The 20,296-nt window shown below is 43.8% G+C and carries 16 protein-coding genes, 2 tRNA genes, 1 pseudogene and 1 other annotated feature; of the genes and pseudogenes, 18 read left to right on the top strand and 1 reads right to left on the bottom strand.

Translation table 11 applies throughout. The annotated features are described in order from the left end of the window. Positions 1-13: 13 nt before the first annotated feature. The 12 genes and pseudogenes from AC1RRX_RS08480 (at position 14) to AC1RRX_RS08425 (ending at position 11,682) form a co-directional block, all read left to right on the top strand. On the top strand, positions 14-1,099 hold the full coding sequence (locus tag AC1RRX_RS08480; RefSeq protein ID WP_144464189.1) for a GerMN domain-containing protein: 1,086 nt from the start codon (positions 14-16) through the stop codon (positions 1,097-1,099). Positions 1,100-1,208: 109 nt separating this feature from the next. Continuing rightward, positions 1,209-1,946 carry a ribonuclease PH gene (gene rph / locus AC1RRX_RS08475; RefSeq protein WP_007408134.1) on the top strand — a complete coding sequence of 246 codons (738 nt, stop codon included), beginning with the start codon at positions 1,209-1,211 and terminating at the stop codon, positions 1,944-1,946. Between the two features lie 11 nt (positions 1,947-1,957). After that, on the top strand, positions 1,958-2,554 hold the full coding sequence (locus AC1RRX_RS08470; protein ID WP_087920775.1) for an XTP/dITP diphosphatase: 597 nt from the start codon (positions 1,958-1,960) through the stop codon (positions 2,552-2,554). Positions 2,555-2,569: 15 nt separating this feature from the next. Beyond that, positions 2,570-3,079, top strand: coding sequence for a YfcE family phosphodiesterase (locus tag AC1RRX_RS08465; RefSeq protein ID WP_007408135.1), 510 nt, complete (start codon positions 2,570-2,572; stop codon positions 3,077-3,079). A gap of 113 nt (positions 3,080-3,192) precedes the next feature. Continuing rightward, positions 3,193-3,266, top strand: a tRNA-Arg gene (locus AC1RRX_RS08460). Positions 3,267-3,390: 124 nt separating this feature from the next. Next, positions 3,391-3,464, top strand: a tRNA-Arg gene (locus AC1RRX_RS08455). Between the two features lie 203 nt (positions 3,465-3,667). After that, positions 3,668-3,916 carry a hypothetical protein gene (locus AC1RRX_RS08450; protein ID WP_144464187.1) on the top strand — a complete coding sequence of 83 codons (249 nt, stop codon included), beginning with the start codon at positions 3,668-3,670 and terminating at the stop codon, positions 3,914-3,916. A gap of 210 nt (positions 3,917-4,126) precedes the next feature. Further along, a complete protein-coding gene (gene hsdR / locus AC1RRX_RS08445; RefSeq protein WP_144464185.1) occupies positions 4,127-7,333 on the top strand; it encodes a type I restriction-modification system endonuclease in 3,207 nt (1,068 codons plus the stop codon). Positions 7,334-7,465: 132 nt separating this feature from the next. Continuing rightward, positions 7,466-8,896, top strand: a complete 1,431-nt coding sequence (locus tag AC1RRX_RS08440) for a class I SAM-dependent DNA methyltransferase (RefSeq protein WP_144464183.1) — start codon at positions 7,466-7,468, stop codon at positions 8,894-8,896. Further along, positions 8,893-10,299, top strand: a complete 1,407-nt coding sequence (locus AC1RRX_RS08435; protein WP_144464181.1) for a restriction endonuclease subunit S — start codon at positions 8,893-8,895, stop codon at positions 10,297-10,299. The genes AC1RRX_RS08440 and AC1RRX_RS08435 overlap by 4 nt, the downstream gene beginning before the upstream one ends. A 274-nt stretch (positions 10,300-10,573) precedes the next feature. Beyond that, a pseudogene (locus AC1RRX_RS08430) lies at positions 10,574-10,881 on the top strand (recombinase family protein); the annotation flags it as partial. A gap of 615 nt (positions 10,882-11,496) precedes the next feature. Continuing rightward, positions 11,497-11,682, top strand: coding sequence for a hypothetical protein (locus tag AC1RRX_RS08425; RefSeq protein WP_007408136.1), 186 nt, complete (start codon positions 11,497-11,499; stop codon positions 11,680-11,682). A gap of 39 nt (positions 11,683-11,721) precedes the next feature. Here AC1RRX_RS08425 and AC1RRX_RS08420 read toward each other — a convergent pair whose 3' ends face one another. Then, positions 11,722-12,072, bottom strand: coding sequence for a DNA helicase (locus AC1RRX_RS08420; protein WP_164833840.1), 351 nt, complete (start codon positions 12,070-12,072; stop codon positions 11,722-11,724). A 426-nt stretch (positions 12,073-12,498) separates the two neighbouring features. Beyond that, positions 12,499-12,750: a binding site (T-box leader), on the top strand. Between the two features lie 119 nt (positions 12,751-12,869). Between AC1RRX_RS08420 and ilvB the strand changes: the two genes are divergently transcribed. Genes ilvB through leuC form a run of 6 tightly spaced genes read left to right on the top strand, consistent with a single transcriptional unit; the run spans position 12,870 to position 20,289 of the window. After that, positions 12,870-14,594, top strand: coding sequence for an acetolactate synthase large subunit (gene ilvB / locus AC1RRX_RS08415; RefSeq protein WP_144464179.1), 1,725 nt, complete (start codon positions 12,870-12,872; stop codon positions 14,592-14,594). After that, a complete protein-coding gene (ilvN, locus tag AC1RRX_RS08410) occupies positions 14,591-15,109 on the top strand; it encodes an acetolactate synthase small subunit (protein WP_007408141.1) in 519 nt (172 codons plus the stop codon). The genes ilvB and ilvN overlap by 4 nt, the downstream gene beginning before the upstream one ends. A 22-nt stretch (positions 15,110-15,131) precedes the next feature. After that, positions 15,132-16,160 (top strand): ketol-acid reductoisomerase, encoded by a 1,029-nt coding sequence (ilvC, locus tag AC1RRX_RS08405; RefSeq protein ID WP_007408142.1) that lies wholly within the window; start codon positions 15,132-15,134, stop codon positions 16,158-16,160. Continuing rightward, positions 16,147-17,703 carry a 2-isopropylmalate synthase gene (locus tag AC1RRX_RS08400; RefSeq protein WP_042635398.1) on the top strand — a complete coding sequence of 519 codons (1,557 nt, stop codon included), beginning with the start codon at positions 16,147-16,149 and terminating at the stop codon, positions 17,701-17,703. The genes ilvC and AC1RRX_RS08400 overlap by 14 nt, the downstream gene beginning before the upstream one ends. Positions 17,704-17,723: 20 nt before the next feature. Next, on the top strand, positions 17,724-18,821 hold the full coding sequence (gene leuB, locus AC1RRX_RS08395; protein ID WP_042635397.1) for a 3-isopropylmalate dehydrogenase: 1,098 nt from the start codon (positions 17,724-17,726) through the stop codon (positions 18,819-18,821). A gap of 49 nt (positions 18,822-18,870) precedes the next feature. Then, positions 18,871-20,289, top strand: a complete 1,419-nt coding sequence (gene leuC, locus AC1RRX_RS08390) for a 3-isopropylmalate dehydratase large subunit (protein WP_144464177.1) — start codon at positions 18,871-18,873, stop codon at positions 20,287-20,289. The last annotated feature ends 7 nt before the right edge of the window (positions 20,290-20,296 follow it).

The raw sequence follows: 20,296 nt of genomic DNA, 5'->3' as shown, positions 1-20,296 counted from the left end.
AGGAGGGAAAAGTATGCTGAAAAAAGGACCTGCAGTCATTGCTGCAACATGTCTTACTTCGGCTTTTGTGTTATCTGGATGCGGTTTGTTTCAATCCGATAAAACAGCCGGGGAAATTGACCCGCCTCAAGACATTTCATATGTAAAGGATGAAGCGGGAATTCAGGCAAAACCAAAGCAGTCAGAGAAAAACGGCACTTCTAAAGCCGACCAGCCGGCCAATACAGTCATGCGAGAGCTGTATCTGATTGATAAAAACGGCTATGTCGCAGCACAGACACTGCCTCTTCCGAACAGTGAGGGAACCGCAAAGCAGGCCCTTGAGTATTTGGTTCAGGGAGGGCCTGTGTCAGAAATCCTGCCGAACGGCTTCAGAGCTGTGCTCCCTGCGGATACGACGGTAAATGTCGATATTAAAAAAGACGGCACTGCCGTCGCTGATTTTTCGAAGGAATTTAAAAACTATAAAAAAGAAGACGAACAAAAAATCCTGCAATCGATTACATGGACGCTTACCCAATTCAGCTCAATAGATAAAGTTAAAATCAGAATCAACGGGCACGAACTGAAAGAAATGCCTGTGGGCGGCACTCCGATTACGGGCGACTTAAGCAGAAAAGACGGGGTTAATATTGAAACGGCCGGAGTGAATGATCTGACAGACACCCATCCGCTGACTGTCTATTATCTGGCGGAAACAGAGACAAGCGAATACTACGTGCCTGTCACAAAGCGGATTGACAATTCGGAAACAAATGACATCACCGCTGCCGTTGAACAGCTCGCCGACGGACCGGGCAAAGCAAGCGGGCTTTTGACGGACTTTAATAACGATGTTAAGCTTCTCAGCAAGCCGAAAGTGAAAGACGGCCAGGTTACACTGGACTTTAACAGCTCCATTTACGGAAGCGCCGACGAAAAAACAAAAATGGTATCATCGGGCGTATTGGACAGCATCGTTCTCACGTTAACCGAACAGCCGTCGATTAAAAGTGTTTCTATAAAAGTAAACGGAAAATCAGAACTGGTGAATGAAAAAGGAGAATCCCTTTCAAAACCTGTTTCGAGGCCGTCACAAGTGAATACGGGTAGTTTTTAATTTGCGATTTTTGATATACTAGTAAAAAAGAGGTTAGCGTTCCGGCTGCCTCTTTCTTTATTCACAATCCGGAACAAAAGGTTTATGTACATATAATCGGAGGTAAAATATGAGACACGACGGAAGACAGCACGATGAGCTGCGCCCTATCACATTTGATTTGGATTTTATCACTCACCCGGAAGGCTCTGTTTTAATTACAGCGGGAAATACGAAGGTCATCTGTAATGCATCTGTGGAAGACCGGGTGCCGCCATTTTTACGCGGCGGAGGAAAAGGCTGGATCACAGCGGAATACAGCATGCTTCCCCGCGCGACGAATCAAAGAACGATAAGAGAATCTTCAAAAGGAAAGGTCTCCGGCAGAACGATGGAAATTCAGCGGCTGATCGGGCGCGCGCTCCGGGCCGTCGTTGATTTGGAGAAGCTTGGCGAACGCACGATCTGGATCGACTGTGACGTCATTCAAGCTGACGGCGGAACAAGAACGGCTTCCATTACCGGCGCCTTCTTGGCAATGGCCATTGCGATCGGCAAACTCGTAAAAAGCGGCGTTATCAAAACCTCTCCTGTGACAGATTATCTCGCGGCCATTTCTGTCGGGATGGATAAAGAAGAAGGCCTTCTTTTGGATCTGAATTATGAAGAGGATTCGGCGGCTGAAGTCGACATGAATATCATCATGACGGGAAGCGGACGTTTTGTAGAGCTTCAAGGGACGGGCGAAGAAGCCACATTCTCCCGTGAAGATTTAAACGGACTGTTAAGTCTTGCCGAAAAAGGAATCCAGACGCTTATTCAAAAGCAAAAAGAAGTGCTGGCAGAAACATTGCCTGAACTGAAATAAGAAAGAGAGGCCTGATCACCGTGAAAGAAGCCATTATTGCGACACACAATCAGGGAAAAGTAAAAGAATTCAAGGAAATACTCGAACCGAAAGGCTACAGCGTCTCTTCTTTGGCGGAAATCGGATTTACGGAAGAAATTGAAGAAACCGGACATACCTTTGAAGAAAACGCCATCTTAAAAGCGGAAGCCGTGGCAAAAGCCGTCAACAAAATGGTCATTGCAGACGACTCCGGTTTATCAGTGGACAACCTTGGAGGCAGACCGGGCGTTTATTCAGCCCGTTATGCCGGAGAAGCAAAAGATGATAAAGCGAATATGGACAAGGTGCTGTCAGAATTAAAAGGCATCGAAAAAGAGCAGCGCACAGCCCGTTTCCGCTGCGCCCTTGCCGTCAGCATGCCGGGGCAGGAAACAAAAACGGTCGAAGGTCATGTTGAAGGGTATATTGCGGAAGGACCCGAGGGGGATAACGGGTTCGGCTATGATCCCATTTTTATTGTAAAAGATAAAGATAAAACCATGGCCCAGCTGACAAGCGCTGAGAAAAACAAAATCAGCCACAGGGCTGAGGCGCTCAAGAAACTGTCAAAGCTGCTTGATTCATAAGGGGGAGCGTATGCAATGAAAGTGCTGATAATAAGTGACAGTCACGGCCTTGAAGACGAGCTGGAGACGATTGCAAAGCGGCACGAAGACGAAGCGGATCTGATGATTCATTGCGGTGATTCAGAGCTTGACGCCGCACATCCGGCGCTTACGCCGTTTCACACGGTAAAAGGCAATTGCGACTTTGGCGGCGGGTTTCAGGATGAACTTCTTCTGGACGCAGGTTCAAAGAAAATTCTGGCCGTTCACGGGCATCTTCACGGCATTAAACAGTCACTTTTAACTGTTTTTTACCGGGCGGAAGAGCTTGGGGCGGATATCGTCTGCTTCGGCCATTCACATATTGCCGGGAGTGAAGAGCTTCGGGGCAAGCTTTTGATTAATCCGGGCAGCATCCGTCTTCCGAGAGTCCGCAATGTGAAAAGCTATGCCATTCTTACTCTTACAGAAAGAGAAGGCGCCGTGACATTTTACGATGAAACGGGTCGGGAATTGAAGGACTTTGGGAATACAATCAGTTTTTAACAAGTGATGGGGGAGATTTCATTCTTCCCCATCAAAAGTTTTTAAAAAAATATTGACTTATGATTTGAACCTGTATATAATAAATCTTGTCGCTGATACATAAAGCAAAAGCTGTCCCAGTAGCTCAGCTGGATAGAGCAACGGCCTTCTAAGCCGTCGGTCGGGAGTTCGAATCTCTCCTGGGACGTATAAAAAAAGAGCTGGTGACATCAGAGTGAAAACTGATGCCGCTGGCCTTTTTTATCGGATGACTATATTGTCAATTTGCTGAAATCATGGTAAAATGATCAGCAGAACAATTTGATTTTCATGTCCCAGTAGCTCAGCCGGATAGAGCAACGGCCTTCTAAGCCGTCGGTCGGGAGTTCGAATCTCTCCTGGGACGCTAAGAAATCGGGTGTAAAGCCCGTCAAATCAACCTCTTATATCGTTTAGTGAAACGGTCAGTATAACGGTCACGTAAGAAATTACACCTGTTATTGGCTTATATCACTTTCGGTATAGGAGGTTTTTTGTTGTGACCAAAAGAAAATGAAAATGAAGCTGACTATGTGCTAAAACTATGTGCTAAAACGCAAGGTAAATATCATGAAAAAGGCTGAGAAACGTCACAAGCAAAGGCTTCAGGAATACAAGGAACAGAATATTGGATTTGCCACTGATGAAGAGGAAATATTTATTAGACTTTTCTACACGCAGCAAGAACTTGAAGATATCTTTGCTGGCTATGACTTGGGAGTTAAGAGGTTACACTTGCAGAATCTATATATGGAGCGGATGCGGCAATTATTCGATTTATATAACCTAAAAGGCACAAACTTTGTAGGAGTCTCTTAATTGAGGCTCTTCTTTTTATCGATCAAATCTGATGTCGTAGCTCCGATATTTAAACAATAACTAATAAAACCCGTCTTTTATTCACTTGGTTAAAGAATGAACCTAAACTAAGGAGCAGAGTAGAAAAAAGAGCGATACATATTATTCCTAATTTTTGCATGATTATAGTATAATAGACACAAACAACCTTTTAGGAAAACGGTGATAACAATGAGTGGCAACTTTTCATTTTTTCAAGGGAAATGGGATGTACTTGCTAACTTGGGAGAGACAGCTGAGAGAAATGTATATCATGACCCCCATACAACAGTAATGAAACTGCGATTGTTCGCTGAAACACTAACTAAATTTATTCTTGCCGCTGAAAATATTAAAGAGGCATATGGTACAACGCAAGTGGATCGCATTAACACTTTGCGTCGGGAAAGGTTACTTGAGCCTGAATTAATTGATATATTAGAGGCTCTTCGTCGCAAAGGGAATGTAGCGATGCATGAAGCGGATTATAGAAAAGTAGAAGAAGCAAAGGCTTTGTTGCAATTAACGTTCCGCTTGTCCATTTGGTTCATGGAGGTATATGGTGATTGGGATTTTCAAGCACCAGAGTATACAGAACTTCAAGAACAAGTAGAACAGAGTACAGAAACACTTCAGCGAGAATATGAGGAGAAAGTCAAAAAGCTTGAAGAAGAATTAGAGGCAATTCGTCGACAGGCGGAAGTGGAACAAGAAGAGGTAAAAATCGAGCGTAAAAAAATATCCAAAAACTTTATGCGTCGACAGCAATTAACTGAAGCCGAAACGCGTACGATTATTGATGGAAAACTACGTGCTGTTGGATGGGAAGTAGACACAACTGTACTAAATCATCAAAAGAACGGAACGCTGCCAGAGAAAAATCGAAACATGGCAATTGCTGAATGGAAGGTCAATGGCGGCAGGATTGACTATGCGTTGTTTATTGGCTTAAAGCTTGTTGGCTTTATTGAAGCTAAGGCAAAAAAGAAAACGATTCCTGGCGCATTAGAAAGTCAAACAAAAGTGTATGCAAAAAATGTGGTACAAGTCGAAGATGAAGTCATCACACCTACAACAGGTGAATATAAGGTGCCGTTCTTATACGCAACGAACGGCCGACCATACTTGAAACAACTTCAAGAAGAGTCGGGCATCTGGTTTTGGGATTCACGTAAACCGTTAGAACATGCTCGCCCATTAGAAGGCTGGCATTCACCTGACGACTTGCAGCTTCTTCTTAGTCAAGATGATAAGGATGCGAATAAACGGTTAGAAGAAGAGGATATTACGAAGTTTGGTTTGCGTCATTATCAGCAAAGAGCGGTACTTTCCGCTGAAGAGGGATTAAAAGAAGGGCAACGAAGAATGCTTATTGCAATGGCAACTGGAACTGGGAAAACTCGTACAGCTATCGCCCTCATGTATCGCTTAATTAAGTCCAAAAAATGTCGTCGTATTCTTTTCCTTGTAGACCGTAATTCGTTAGGAAAACAGACAGAGGATGCACTTAAGGATACAAAAATTGAAGGCTACTCATTTGCTGATATATACGATGTGAAGTCTTTAGAAGACATGTCTCCAGAAGTTGAAACGAAGGTGCAAATTGCGACGGTGCAGGGAATGGTTAGAAGACTTTTCTATAGCGATAACGAAAAGCTTCCAAGTGTCGGGCAGTATGATTTCATCATTGTAGATGAAGCACATCGTGGCTATACAAGTGACAAAGAAATGTCAGAGGAAGAATTGAAATTCCGTGACCAAAATGATTATATTAGCCAATATCGACGTGTAATTGATTATTTTGATGCGGCATGTTTAGGACTTACTGCAACACCAGCTCTTCATACAACAGAGATTTTTGGTATGCCTATTTTTAAGTATTCTTATAGTGAAGCGGTTCTGGATGGCTACTTAGTTGACCATGAACCACCATATCTGTTTAAGACAGAACTTTCACAAGTCGGCATTACTCTTGAAAAAGACGAAGAAGTTGAAGTGTATGATGTTGATAAAGGCGAGATTCAACTAGAAAAAATGGAAGATACCATTCATTTTGAGGTTGAGCAGTTTAATAAACGGGTAATTACTGAACCTTTTAATCGGGCGGTTCTAAACAAACTGGTTGAATACATTGATCCGACAGGAAAAGAGAAAACTCTTATCTTTGCAGCCACTGACCAACACGCAGATTTGGTTGTTCGGTTATTAAAGGAAGCCTTTAAAGAACGTGGCGATGAAATTGAAGATGATGCTATTATGAAAATTACTGGCTATATCTATAAGCCATTAGATGCCATTAAAAGGTTTAAGAACGAGCGGTTGCCAAATGTCGTTGTAACGGTTGATTTACTCACCACAGGCATTGACGTTCCTCCAATAACAAATCTAGTATTCTTACGGCGTATACAGTCTCGTATTCTTTATGACCAAATGCTTGGACGTGCAACCCGTCTTTGTCCCGACATTGGAAAAACACACTTTAACATTTACGATGCAGTGGGCATCTACGATAAATTGCAAAACTATACGGAGATGAAACCTGTTGTAAAGAAACAAAATTACAGTATCGGTGAACTATATGAATCACTTGCCAATGCTACTGCAGAAGATGAAGCTTCGTTTTATCGTGACCAATTGGCAGCGAAAATTCAGCGTCGCAAGCAAAGGCTGAATGAAGAAGGAAAACAAAAGTTTGAAGAATTGTCGAATGGAAAAAATGTGGATGAGTGGGCGAAAGAAATTCAAACGTATACGCCACAAGAAGCAAAACAGCACAACATGTTATTTGAATATATGGAAGCCTATCGGGTAAAAGGCGAGAAACGATATATCTCCAACAAAGAGGATGAAGTAACAGATGTGGTTCGGGGATATGGTGAAGGAAACAAGAGACCAGAAGATTATTTAGAAGGTTTTGTTCGTTTTATCCAAGAAAATATTAATGAAATTCCCGCTCTTCATCTTATTTGCACACGACCGAAAGATTTAACAAGGCAGGATTTACGAGAACTTATTACCATTCTAGAAACGAAAGGCTTTAAGCAATCGCATTTGCAGATAGCTTGGAAGCAGACAAAAAATGAAGACATTGCAGCAGACATTATTAGCTTTATTCGCCAAGCTGCATTAGGTGAAGCGCTAGTTGCCCATGAAGCACGTATTAAACAGGCGATGCAAAAAGTGTATTCACTGCATGATTGGACTCCAAGACAGAAGAAATGGTTAGAGAGAATAGAAAAGCAATTACTTAAAGTGCCTGTATTAGCACCGACTGCAGAAGAGGCATTCTCGGAAGAACCATTTAAAACTCCGGGCGGCTATAAATTGCTGAAGCGGGAGTTCGGTGACTATATTGATACGGTTGTTACCACAATAAATGAGAACCTTTATATTAGTTAACAATGTGCCTCTTCATAGGGGCACTTTTTCAGTTATAATAGATAAGTTACTTTATCTTTTATTTTCACTTTAATGAGGTTTGAATGAGAATCCAACATTAAAATATACTCGGAGTTAGCAGGAGGCTGAAAAATGAACAACCAAGAAATCGTTCAAAAACTATGGAATTTATGTAATGTGTTACGTGATGATGGGATTACCTATCAGCAATATGTAACAGAGTTAACCTACTTATTATTCCTCAAAATGATGAAGGAGCAGGAAACAGAAGGTGTGATTCCAGAAGGAAATCGATGGGATGATTTGTTAGATAAAGAAGGTTTGGAATTAAAGACATTTTATCAGCGATTGTTACTTGAATTAGGAAGCAGTGAAAATGAGCGGCTGCGTCTAATATACAGTGATGCTTCTACAAGTATTGCTGAGCCGAAAAACTTAGAGAAGATTATTAAATCTATTGATGCCCTTGATTGGTACAATGCAAAAGAAGAAGGACTGGGCAATCTTTATGAGGGTCTATTAGAGAAGAATGCAAGTGAAAAGAAATCAGGAGCGGGGCAATACTTCACACCTCGTGTATTAATTGATGTGATGGTTCAATTAATCGACCCGAAAATCGGTGAGCGGTGCGCTGACCCTGCAGCTGGAACATTCGGTTTCATGATTGCTGCAGACCAATATTTAAAGAATCAAACAGATGACTACTTCGATATAGAACCACAAGAAGCCGAGTTCCAAAAGAAAGAAGCTTTTGTAGGTATGGAACTTGTTAAAGATACGCATCGTCTGGCACTCATGAATGCGTTGCTTCATAATATCGAAGGACGGTTGGAACAAGGCGATACTTTATCGGGTAACGGGAAATGGATGAAGAACTTTGATGTTATTTTAACAAACCCGCCGTTCGGTACAAAAAAAGGCGGGGAACGGGTATCCCGTGACGATTTAACGTTTGAAACATCGAATAAACAGTTGAATTTCTTGCAGTTGATTTATAACGCTTTAAAAGATAATGGAAATGCAAGAGCAGCGGTTGTCTTACCTGATAATGTCTTGTTCGAAAGCGGTATTGGTTCGCAAATTCGTCGTGATTTAATGAACAAATGTAACTTACACACGATTTTACGCTTACCAACAGGGATATTCTATGCTCAAGGTGTAAAAACAAATGTATTGTTCTTTACAAGAGGCACAACAGACCAAGATAATACGAAGGATGTATGGGTATATGACCTTCGGACAAATATGACTTCATTTGGCAAACGTAATCAGCTAACAATGGCTCATTTTGAAAACTTCATGAAGGCATATGTAACTGAAGACCGTTCTAAGATAGAAGATGAGCGTTGGAATGTGTTTACACGAGAAGATATCGCAAAAAAAGATGATAGTTTAGATATTGGATTAATTGCAGATGAATCATTATCTTCATACGACAACTTGCCAGACCCAATTGCATCAGCAGAAGAAGCGATTGTGAAACTTCAACAGGCGATGGATTTGTTAAGCGAAGTAGTTGAAGAGTTACGTGCTGGTGAAGATGAAGAGGTGGTCATAAAATGAGTAAGAAAAAAAAGACCATTGAGGAATTGTTAGAAGAAGCACTAGTACCAGAGGATGAGCAACCATTCCAAGTACCTGAGAATTGGGTTTGGGTAAGAACTGAAACAGCAAATGACATAGTTACAGGTTCTACCCCAGCTAAGAAACAGAGTGAGTATTATGGTGGTGGCTTTCCATTTGTGAAGCCAGCAGATTTAGAACAAGGTAGCGAAGTTATTCATGCTTCTGAATATTTGACTGAGAAGGGCAAAGCCGTTTCTAGAATTATACCAAAGGAATCTACGGTGGTATGTTGTATTGGTTCTATTGGAAAGGCTGGATTTAGTACTGTTGAATGTACAACTAATCAACAAATAAATTCACTTGTGCCAAATAAGAAAATGATTAACCCAAAGTTTAACTATTATCAAGTTTTAAATGGAACTTACCAAAATGAACTTTGGAATCGCTCTTCTGCCACAACAGTTTCAATAATTAATAAAGGAAAAATGTCTTTGATTCCTTATGTTTTACCTCCTTTTAATGAACAAAAACGGATTGCTGACAAAGTGGAGCGTCTTTTAAGTAAAATTGAGGAAGCTAAGCAGTTGATTGAGGAAGCGAAGAAAACGTTTGAACTTCGTCGAGCGGCAATTTTGGATAAGGCGTTTCATGGGGAGTTAACAAGAAAGTGGAGAGAAGAAAATCAGTGTGATAAGTTAGAGCTTATAGAACAATCTGGTAATTTAGGTCCTTTTAAACTACCTCATGGTTGGGAATGGAAGAAACTTGGTGAAATAGGAGAATTACAAAGAGGAAAATCTAAACATAGACCTAGAAATGACCCTAAGTTATTTGGAGGGGAATATCCGTTTATTCAAACTGGTGATGTAGCTAGATCGAGTGACTATGTAGAGGATTTCTCTCAAACATTAAGTGAGTTTGGTTATAACCAGAGTAAATTATTTCCTATAGGTACTGTATGTATTACAATTGCAGCTAATATCGCAGATACAGCTATTTTGAAGTTCCCTTGTTGCTTTCCAGATAGTGTTGTCGGTTTTGTTCCGTTTGAAGAGATTGTGTCTTCAGAATTTGTCCATTACTATATAAGCACGATTAAAAATGATTTAGAACATTACGCTCCTGCAACCGCACAAAAAAACATAAATTTAAAAATTCTAAATGAAGTTTTAGTTCCAGTTCCATCGCTAAGAGAACATGAAGTTATAATGGATAAAATAAAGAATTTACTAGATAAAGAATATGAAGCAAGTCAATATCTATTCCTTGAAAACAGTATAGAACTCTTAAAACAATCCATCCTCTCAAAAGCCTTCCGAGGTGAACTTGGAACAAATGACCCAAGTGAAGAAAATGCGATTGAATTGTTAAAAGAAGTGCTACGAGAACAAGTAAAATAGTTACAAAAGAAGGCATCCAAATTAATTGGGTGTCTTTTATGGTTGTATACATGCCAAGTTGTGGTATTGGTTTGATACAGAACCACTCTCATTCACAAACTGACAATCGGTAAATTTCCGACACGACCCACATTATCAATATGATTTAGCATGATAAAGTAATAAGAATTGCAGTGAAACCCTATTCAAGTTCGATAATGGTATCGATAGCAGAGGTGGAGACTTATAAGTGATATCAAAGAAAAGATACCGCTGCCTCAAGGTGGAATCAATTATGGACAACAAAGAATTTGGATACGTTAGAGTAAGCAGCAAAGACCAAAATGAAGCACGACAACTGAATAGTGTGTATGCTCCTGGAATTGATGAGCGTGATATTCATATCGATAAGCAAAGCGTGTAAGACTTCAATAGACCTCAATACCAAGCTTTGAAATTGCGTTTGCGAAAAGGAGATACGTTATACATACATTAGATAGGCTAGGTCGTAACAAAGAGATGATTTTAAACGAGTGGAAAGATATCACACAGAGCATTAAAGTACATATTGTTGAAATGGATATGCCATTGTTGTATACACAATGACTCATCGGTTCTTTCATAGCTTACTTGGTGTTACAGGTATTATCGTGGGTTGCATCAGCATCGCAATAGGGACAACATTCTTTGTTATCTCTCATGAAACCACTCCTTTAAATAAATACCTTTACCTTTTAACATAGCAGATTTAACTGTATTACCTTTTCAATAGGGTTGTTTTCCACTATATGAATGCTTGAATTGTAAAGCATAAGTAAATATAATAAGAAATTAAGTCAATCGGTCAAAGTTCGGAAAGTGACCGTTATACATGAACGTGAACGAATAGCGATATATAAAGGGGGGAGGCCGGATAGAGCAACGGCCTTCTAAGCCGTCGGTCGGGAGTTCGAATCTCTCCTGGGACGTATAAAAAACCTCAAGCCCTGACAATGGGTTTGAGGTTTTTTTGTATTTTATTTTTTATTTTACGAAACAAAAGTTCCGTATTTGATGAAAATTGTAAAGTAATTTTAATATAAATGAAACTTAATGTAATATTTATCGTAATAAATATATGTATAAAGATACTTAAGGCGCCCTTGAGTGATAAATTATCTAATTTCTATCATACATTTTGTCAATGAATGATAGAAAGACAGCAGGAGGAATTAGCTTTTGAAGTACGCATTTGCATATAAAAATCACAATATAGAAACGATCTTTTGCGGAAAAGACGAGCTGTTTGAGGAACTGAAGCAATTTTTAATCACTCAATGCGGTTTAATCATTGTTGAGGTTTCAAGGGCTGATTACTATACGGAGCAGGAAATGAATCAATGGAATGACCGTTATACTCTGTGAATAAGAAAAGAAACCGGCCGTGGGAGGCCGGTTTTTGTATCATCTGAATCCGCTCGGAGCGCTGAAGCCCCCGGCATGGCCGCTGAAACCGCCCCCGAGCGCGCCGGGATGCGCCCCGGCGCCGAGGCTTCCGCCGACGTCACTGAAGGATTGGCCGTAGTACCCGGTTGTATAAGGGTACGGAACGAATTGCTGCCCGGCGAATGACAGCGTGCTTTGCGGGGTCTGCTGTCCGTATCCGGATGACGGGAATCCCTGCTGAAAAGAAGGGCCGCCTTGATTTGGTGCTGTATGCATCGGGGCCGGAGGATAGTAAGACTGCGGCGGTAAGACCGGTAAAGGCGGAAATCCAGGAGGCAGGCCCTGCATGCCTGATAACATCTTATTCATGACATCACTCATTTCTTACGAGATAAGAACAGTGTATGCGTATGTCTGTAGAAAGAGCCTGTTCAATCGAACGGAATATCTGACAAGCATGCCGGAAGGACAGAGAAAAATTGTGTAATAAAATGTGACATATTCGTATATGAACGGAAAAATTTCATGTAATCTTGAGAGATTAATAAAAAAATGATAAAAACTTTTAACATTTACAGATCCCTTTGTACCAGTAATGAAAGCGTATACAAAATAGATTGATTAATCTAAATTGTCTAATAATTATAAAAATGCTGTTGACACTGTCTGCAAACGGGCGTAATATGAGTTCAAACAAAAATAAATAAATAAATGATTCACGCTAAAAAGAAAAATCATAAAACACTGAAAAAACAAACAAGTGAAGGTTCTTTTTTAATAAAAGAGCTGCCATAATAAAAAGCGCAGAAGAGGATAAGTAGCTTTGCTGAAGTTTTTCACAGAGAGCCGGTAACGCTGAGAGCCGGTAAAACAAATCAAAGTGAACTCCCCTCAGAGTGCCGGTCTGAAATGTAAAGAGTAGGACTCGGCCGAGTGAACACAATGTTTACTCGTTATCAAAACGGATAATCATTATCCATGAGACGGTCTGCATATGACCGTAAACAAGGGTGGTACCGCGGAAAGCAAAGCCTTTTCGCCCCTTTTGGCTATCGCATGAAATGCTTGGCTGAATGTGGGTGGGAAGGCTTTTTTATTTGCGTCAGCCGGCGCTGCGTTTTATGAATTGGATTTTAGAAGGGAACATTGAAAAGGAGGAACTGAAAATGGGTACAAATGTACAGGCGGATTCTTTGTCTGCCGAATGTACAAAAACAATGAACGGGGCTCTGATGCTGATTGAATCATTAAAGAAAGAAAATGTCGAGATGATCTTCGGCTATCCGGGGGGAGCCGTCCTTCCGATTTACGATAAACTGTATCAATCAGGATTGGTTCACATCCTGCCCCGCCACGAGCAAGGCGCGATTCATGCGGCTGAAGGGTATGCGAGAGTCTCCGGAAAGCCGGGGGTTGTGATTGCTACCTCCGGACCCGGAGCGACAAATTTAGTTACCGGTCTTGCGGATGCGATGATTGATTCATTGCCGCTCGTAGTGTTTACCGGTCAGGTGGCCACTTCGGTCATCGGCAGCGACGCTTTCCAGGAAGCCGACATTTTAGGAATTACGATGCCGATTACGAAACACAGCTACCAAGTCCGCCGTCCGGAAGATCTCCCCCGTGTGATTAAAGAGGCGTTCCATATCGCCACGACGGGAAGACCGGGCCCGGTATTAATTGATATACCGAAGGATGTCGCAGCATTTGAAGGAGAGTTCAGATATGATCACGAGATCAGCCTTCCGGGTTATCAGCCTGTAAAAGAGCCTAACTATCTGCAGATCCGAAAGCTCGTGGAAGCTGTCAGTAGTGCGAAAAAGCCGGTTATTTTAGCCGGAGCGGGTGTTTTGCACGGTAAAGCTTCAGAAGATTTAAAAAATTATGCCGAACAGCAGCAAATTCCGGTAGCGCACACGCTCCTCGGTCTGGGCGGTTTCCCGGCAGACCATCCTCTTTTTCTGGGAATGGCGGGGATGCACGGCACATACACAGCGAATATGGCGCTTTACCACTGTGACTTGTTGATCAGCATCGGAGCGCGGTTCGATGATCGCGTGACCGGAAATCTGAAGCATTTTGCAAAAACGGCCAAAGTAGCGCATATCGATATTGATCCTGCTGAAATCGGAAAAATTATCGAAACGCAGATTCCGGTGGTCGGCGACAGTAAAATCGTCCTTCAGGAATTATTGAAGCAAAACGGAAAACAGGGACAGACAGAGGAATGGGAACAGCAGCTTTCAGAATGGAAAGAAGAATATCCGCTTTGGTATACAGACAACAGAGAAGAGGGCTTGAAACCCCAAAAGCTGATTGAGTATATTCACCAATTCACAAACGGAGAGGCGATTGTGGCGACGGATGTCGGCCAGCACCAGATGTGGGCGGCTCAGTTTTATCCTTTCCGAAAGGCTGATAAGTGGGTTACCTCGGGGGGACTCGGCACAATGGGCTTCGGCCTTCCGGCGGCTATCGGAGCGCAGCTGGCCGATCGTAACGCCACGGTCGTTGCCATCCTCGGAGACGGCGGTTTTCAGATGACCCTTCAGGAATTAGATGTCATCCGGCAGCTGAATCTTCCTGTCAAAGTGGTTATCTTGAACAACGAATGTCTGGGCATGGTCAGACAGTGGCAGGAAATCTTCTATGAAGAGCGCTATTCTGAATCCAAATTCTCGGCGCAGCCTGACTTTGTCAAATTGTCAGAAGCCTACGGCATTAAAGGCGTCCGGATTTCATCGGAGGAAGAGGCGGAAGAAGAGTTTAAAAAGGCGCTTTCATCAAAAGAACCGGCCGTTATTGACGTCCGGGTCGCCAAAAGCGAGAAAGTATTCCCGATGATTGCGCCGGGTAAAGGACTTCATGAAATGGTGGGGGTGAAACCTTGAAACGCATTATCACATTAACGGTGGTCAACCGCTCGGGAGTATTAAACCGGATCACCGGCCTGTTTACAAAAAGACACTATAATATCGAAAGCATCACTGTAGGCCACACGGAAACAAGCGGTGTTTCAAGGATTACATTTGTCGTCCATGTGGAAGGCGAAAATGACGTAGAGCAGCTGACAAAGCAGCTTAACAAACAAATTGACGTCCTGAAAGTGACGGATATTACAAACCAATCGATTGTACAGCGTGAGCTGGCATTAATCAAAGTTGTTTCCGCACCGTCGGCCAGAACGGAAATCAATGGAATCATTGAGCCGTTCAGAGCTTCCGTCGTTGATGTCTCAAGAGACAGCATCGTCGTTCAGGTTACCGGCGAATCTAATAAAATCGAAGCGCTCATAGAGCTTCTCAAACCTTACGGCATTAAAGAAATCGCGAGAACGGGCACAACGGCTTTTGCGAGGGGAACCCAGCAGAAGACGTCATCCAATAAAACAATTTCAATTGTATAACACAAAAAAGGGAGAGATTAAAATGGTAAAAGTATATTATAACGGTGATATCAAAGAGAACGTATTGGCAGGTAAAAAAGTAGCGATTATCGGTTACGGTTCACAAGGTCACGCACATGCGCTGAACTTAAAAGAAAGCGGAATTGATGTCATTGTCGGCGTCAGACAAGGAAAATCATTTACACAGGCCCAAGAAGACGGTCATCAAGTCTTTTCGGTAAGAGAAGCGGCTGCCCAGGCTGATATCATTATGGTTCTTCTTCCGGATGAACAGCAGCAAAAAGTATATGAAGCTGAAATCAAAGATGAATTGACGGCGGGCAAGTCATTAGTATTCGCACACGGATTTAACGTCCATTTCCATCAGATCGTGCCTCCTGCTGATGTGGATGTATTCCTTGTCGCCCCTAAAGGGCCTGGACACCTTGTCAGAAGAACATATGAACAAGGCGCGGGCGTACCGGCATTGTTTGCCATCTACCAGGATGTATCAGGCGAAGCGAAAGATACGGCTCTTGCTTATGCAAAAGGAATCGGCGGAGCGCGTGCGGGCGTTCTTGAAACAACATTTAAGGAAGAAACGGAAACGGATTTGTTCGGTGAGCAGGCCGTTCTGTGCGGAGGTTTAACGGCGCTTGTCAAAGCGGGTTTTGAAACGCTGACAGAAGCCGGCTACCAGCCTGAACTCGCATACTTCGAGTGTCTGCACGAACTGAAGTTGATCGTAGACTTGATGTATGAAGAAGGATTGGCGGGCATGAGATACTCTATCTCTGATACGGCTCAATGGGGAGATTTTGTCTCAGGGCCGCGCGTAGTCGATGCAAAGGTAAAAGAATCGATGAAACAAGTATTAACGGATATTCAAAACGGTACATTCGCGAAAGAATGGATCGTGGAAAACCAAGTGAACCGTCCTCGCTTCAATGCGATCAATGCAAGTGAAAACGAGCATCAGATTGAAAAGGTCGGCAGACAGCTCCGTGAAATGATGCCGTTTGTCAAACAAGGCAAAAAGAAGGAAGCGGTGGTCTCCGTTGCGCAAAATTAATGTTTTCGACACGACCCTTCGTGACGGTGAACAATCCCCCGGGGTCAACCTCAATTCCCGGGAGAAACTGGCGATAGCCAAGCAGCTTGAAAGACTCGGGGTGGACATTATTGAAGCGGGATTTCCCGCTTCATCCCGAGGTGATTTTTTAGCCGTGCAGGAAATCGCAAAAACGATTAAAAATTGTTCGGTAACAGGGCTTGCCCGATCTGTCAAAGGTGACATCGACGCAGCCTGGGAAGCGCTGAAAGACGGGGCCAGCCCGCGGATTCACATCTTTATCGCCACCTCTGACATTCATCTGAAGCATAAGCTGAAAATGACGCGGGAAGAGGTTAAGGAAAAAGCGGTTGAAATGGTGAAGTATGCAAAAGAACGCTTTCCGATCGTTCAATGGTCAGCAGAAGACGCATGCCGCACCGAACTTCCGTTTCTGGCTGAAATCGTTGAAGAAGTGATTGATGCCGGCGCGAGCGTCATCAACCTGCCGGACACTGTAGGTTACCTGACGCCGGATGAATACGGAAACATCTTTAAATATATGAAGGAACACGTTCCGAATATCAGCCGGGTAAAGCTTTCAGCCCATTGCCACGATGATCTCGGAATGGCGGTTGCCAACTCGCTTTCGGCAATTGAGAACGGCGCTGATCAAATTGAATGCGCCATTAACGGCATAGGAGAAAGAGCCGGGAATGCCGCGCTAGAGGAAATCGCCGTTGCGCTTCATGTCAGAAATGACGCGCATCAAGCCGATTCATCTCTTAATCTTCATGAATTGAAGCGGACGAGTGATCTTGTCAGCAAACTGACGGGCATGGCCGTTCCCCGCAACAAAGCAATCGTCGGAGATAACGCTTTCGCACATGAGTCCGGCATTCACCAAGACGGTTTCCTGAAAGAAAAATCAACATATGAAATCATTTCACCGGAACTTGTCGGCGTGACTGCTGATGCGCTCGTACTCGGAAAGCATTCCGGACGCCATGCGTTCAAAGACCGCCTGAATTCGCTTGGATTCCAGTTTGATAGTGAGGAAATCAATAAATTTTTTACGATGTTTAAAGAACTGACCGAAAAGAAAAAAGAAATCACCGATGATGACTTGATTTCTCTTATTTTAGAAGAAAAAGTGACAGACAAAAAAATCGGCTATGAATTTTTGTCTCTGCAAGTGCATTACGGGACGTCTCAGGTGCCGACTGCAACAGTCTCTTTAAAAAATCAGGAAAACGAACAGCTGATTCAAGAGGCGGCAACGGGGGCGGGCAGCGTAGAAGCCGTTTATAATACGCTCGGGCGCTGCATCGATAAAAATATTGAACTGACAGACTACCGCATCCAATCCAACCGGAAAGGCGAAGACGCGCTGGCTCAAGTTTTTGTCAGAGTGACCGTGAACGGAAAAGAAACATCAGGGCGGGGAATCGCGCAGGATGTTCTGGAAGCTTCTGCTAAAGCTTATCTGAACGCCGTGAACCGGCAGCTGGTGCTGGATAGCAATTTAGACGGATTAAAGAGACAGACTGCGGTCGGCTCGTAATAGAAAGGAGAACGTTTGATTTGAAAAAACGCATTGCTTTGCTGCCCGGTGACGGAATCGGACCGGAAGTGGCGGAATCAGCGGCAGATGTATTGAGAAGCGTTGCCGAACAATTCGGACATGAATTTGAATTTGAAAACGGGCTGATCGGGGGAGCGGCTATTGACGCCCATCAAAACCCCCTTCCTGAGGAGACGGTGGCTCTTTGTGAAAGATCCGGCGCCATCCTGCTCGGGGCAGTCGGCGGGCCGAAATGGGACCAAAATCCTCCGGAGCTCAGACCGGAAAAAGGCCTACTCGGCATCAGAAAAAAACTCGGCCTGTTTGCCAATCTGCGTCCCGTGACCGTATTTGAAAGCTTGTCTGAGGCGTCTCCGCTGAAAAAAGAGTATATCAGCGGCGTCGACTTTGTAATCGTCAGGGAACTGACGGGCGGCCTCTACTTTGGAGAACCGAGCAGACAGTATGTCAATGAAGCGGGAGAAAAGGAAGCGGTCGATACCCTTTTTTATAAGAAAGAAGAAATCGCACGCGTTGTCAGAGAAGCTTTTAAGATGGCTGCCGGCAGAAAAGGAAAAGTGACGTCCGTTGATAAGGCGAATGTGCTTTCTTCAAGCAGGCTGTGGCGTGAAACAGCGGATGAAATCGCAAAAGAATTTCCTGATGTGACGCTTGAACATATGCTTGTCGATAATGCCGCGATGCAGCTCATCTACGCTCCGAGCCAATTTGACGTCATCGTAACTGAGAATATGTTCGGCGATATTTTAAGCGATGAAGCCTCCATGCTGACAGGCTCGCTCGGCATGCTGCCGTCAGCCAGTTTATCAAGTTCAGGTCTTCACTTGTTTGAACCCGTGCATGGATCTGCGCCTGACATCGCCGGTAAAGGGATGGCCAATCCGTTTGCGGCGATTTTATCAGCGGCGATGCTTTTGAGAACATCTTTCGGGCTTGAAAACGAAGCGCAGGCGGTGGAAAAAGCGGTCGCAAAGGTGCTTGCAGATGGCAGCCGTACACGTGATATCGCCCGGGACGGCCAATATGCCGGAACGCATGACATTACTGAAAAAGTAAAAGCCGCATTAGCCGGCTCGAATACAAAATCTATAGTGTGACGCTTTAAAGAAAGCGGTCTTAGTTCATAGGTAGAGGGAGGAAACAAAGATGATGCCTCGAACAATCATCGAAAAGATTTGGGATCGGCATGTTGTAAAAAGCGGTGAAGGAAAACCCGACCTTCTCTATATTGATCTGCACCTAATTCATGAGGTGACGTCTCCTCAGGCGTTCGAAGGGTTAAGGCAGAAGGGAAGAAAGGTCAGACGGCCGCAGAATACATTCGCGACGATGGACCACAATATTCCGACCGTCAACCGTTTTGACATTAAAGATGAAGTTGCAAAGCGCCAAGTAACCGCGCTTGAACGGAATTGTGAGGAGTTCGGCGTCCGTCTTGCGGATCTTCACAGCGCAGACCAGGGAATCGTTCACGTGGTCGGGCCTGAGCTTGGTCTGACACTTCCGGGAAAAACGATCGTTTGCGGAGACAGCCATACATCGACTCACGGCGCGTTTGGAGCGCTTGCCTTCGGTATCGGCACAAGTGAGGTGGAACATGTTCTTTCCACTCAGACACTATGGCAGCAGCGGCCGAAAACGCTTGAAATCCGTGTTGACGGAACGCTCCAAAAAGGAGTGACCGCGAAGGATGTCATCTTGTCGGTCATCGGAAAATACGGGGTGAAATTCGGTACCGGATATGTCATTGAATACACCGGGGAAGTATTCAGAAACATGTCTATGGACGAACGCATGACGGTCTGCAATATGTCAATAGAAGCGGGAGCACGGGCGGGACTGATCGCTCCGGATGACACGACGATTGAATATTGTAAAAACCGTAAATACGCGCCAAAAGGCGAGGAATTTGAAAAAGCCGCCGCAGAATGGAAAGCGTTAAAAACCGATCCGGGCGCCGTATACGATCATTCCATCGTGTTAGACGGCAGCGAGATTTCTCCAATGGTAACATGGGGCGTCAATCCCGGTATGGTTCTTCCGGTCGATGCCCAAATACCGGCGCGGGAAACGATTGATTCTGAAGACGGTAAAAAAGAAGCCATCCGCGCGTACGAATACATGGGAATCTCACCGAATCAAAAAATTGAAGATATTAAAGTCGAGCATGTGTTTATCGGCTCCTGTACAAATTCGCGGATGACCGATCTTCGCCAGGCTGCGGATATGATCAAAGGCCGAAAAGTCGCTGACAGCGTCAGAGCCATTGTGGTCCCGGGTTCTCAAAGCGTGAAACAGCAGGCCGAGGAAGAAGGGCTGCACCGCGTGTTTCTCGAGGCCGGATTTGAATGGAGAGAATCAGGCTGCAGCATGTGCCTCAGTATGAACAATGATGTCGTGCCTGAAGGGGAACGATGCGCTTCCACTTCCAACCGCAACTTCGAAGGCAGACAGGGAAAAGGCGCGAGAACACACCTTGTCAGTCCGGCGATGGCGGCAATGGCAGCCATTCACGGGCATTTCGTCGATGTAAGAAAGTTTTATCAAGAAAAAACAGTTGTGTAAGGAGTGC

It is taken from the genome of Bacillus sp. GW821-FHT11D08 (genome assembly GCF_058808515.1).
Note: the sequence above shows the minus strand (reverse complement) of the source record. Positions and strands in the feature narration are given on the sequence as shown.

Excerpts from the sequence above, each read along its gene's own strand:
- AC1RRX_RS08480 (WP_144464189.1), top strand. The coding sequence starts at position 14 with ATGCTGAAAAAAGGACCTGCAGTCATTGCTGCAACATGTCTTACTTCG.
- rph (WP_007408134.1), top strand. The coding sequence starts at position 1,209 with ATGAGACACGACGGAAGACAGCACGATGAGCTGCGCCCTATCACATTT.
- AC1RRX_RS08465 (WP_007408135.1), top strand. The coding sequence starts at position 2,570 with ATGAAAGTGCTGATAATAAGTGACAGTCACGGCCTTGAAGACGAGCTG.
- AC1RRX_RS08450 (WP_144464187.1), top strand. The coding sequence starts at position 3,668 with ATGAAAAAGGCTGAGAAACGTCACAAGCAAAGGCTTCAGGAATACAAG.
- hsdR (WP_144464185.1), top strand. The coding sequence starts at position 4,127 with ATGAGTGGCAACTTTTCATTTTTTCAAGGGAAATGGGATGTACTTGCT.
- AC1RRX_RS08440 (WP_144464183.1), top strand. The coding sequence starts at position 7,466 with ATGAACAACCAAGAAATCGTTCAAAAACTATGGAATTTATGTAATGTG.
- AC1RRX_RS08435 (WP_144464181.1), top strand. The coding sequence starts at position 8,893 with ATGAGTAAGAAAAAAAAGACCATTGAGGAATTGTTAGAAGAAGCACTA.
- AC1RRX_RS08420 (WP_164833840.1), bottom strand. The coding sequence starts at position 12,072 with ATGAATAAGATGTTATCAGGCATGCAGGGCCTGCCTCCTGGATTTCCG.
- ilvB (WP_144464179.1), top strand. The coding sequence starts at position 12,870 with ATGGGTACAAATGTACAGGCGGATTCTTTGTCTGCCGAATGTACAAAA.
- ilvC (WP_007408142.1), top strand. The coding sequence starts at position 15,132 with ATGGTAAAAGTATATTATAACGGTGATATCAAAGAGAACGTATTGGCA.
- leuC (WP_144464177.1), top strand. The coding sequence starts at position 18,871 with ATGATGCCTCGAACAATCATCGAAAAGATTTGGGATCGGCATGTTGTA.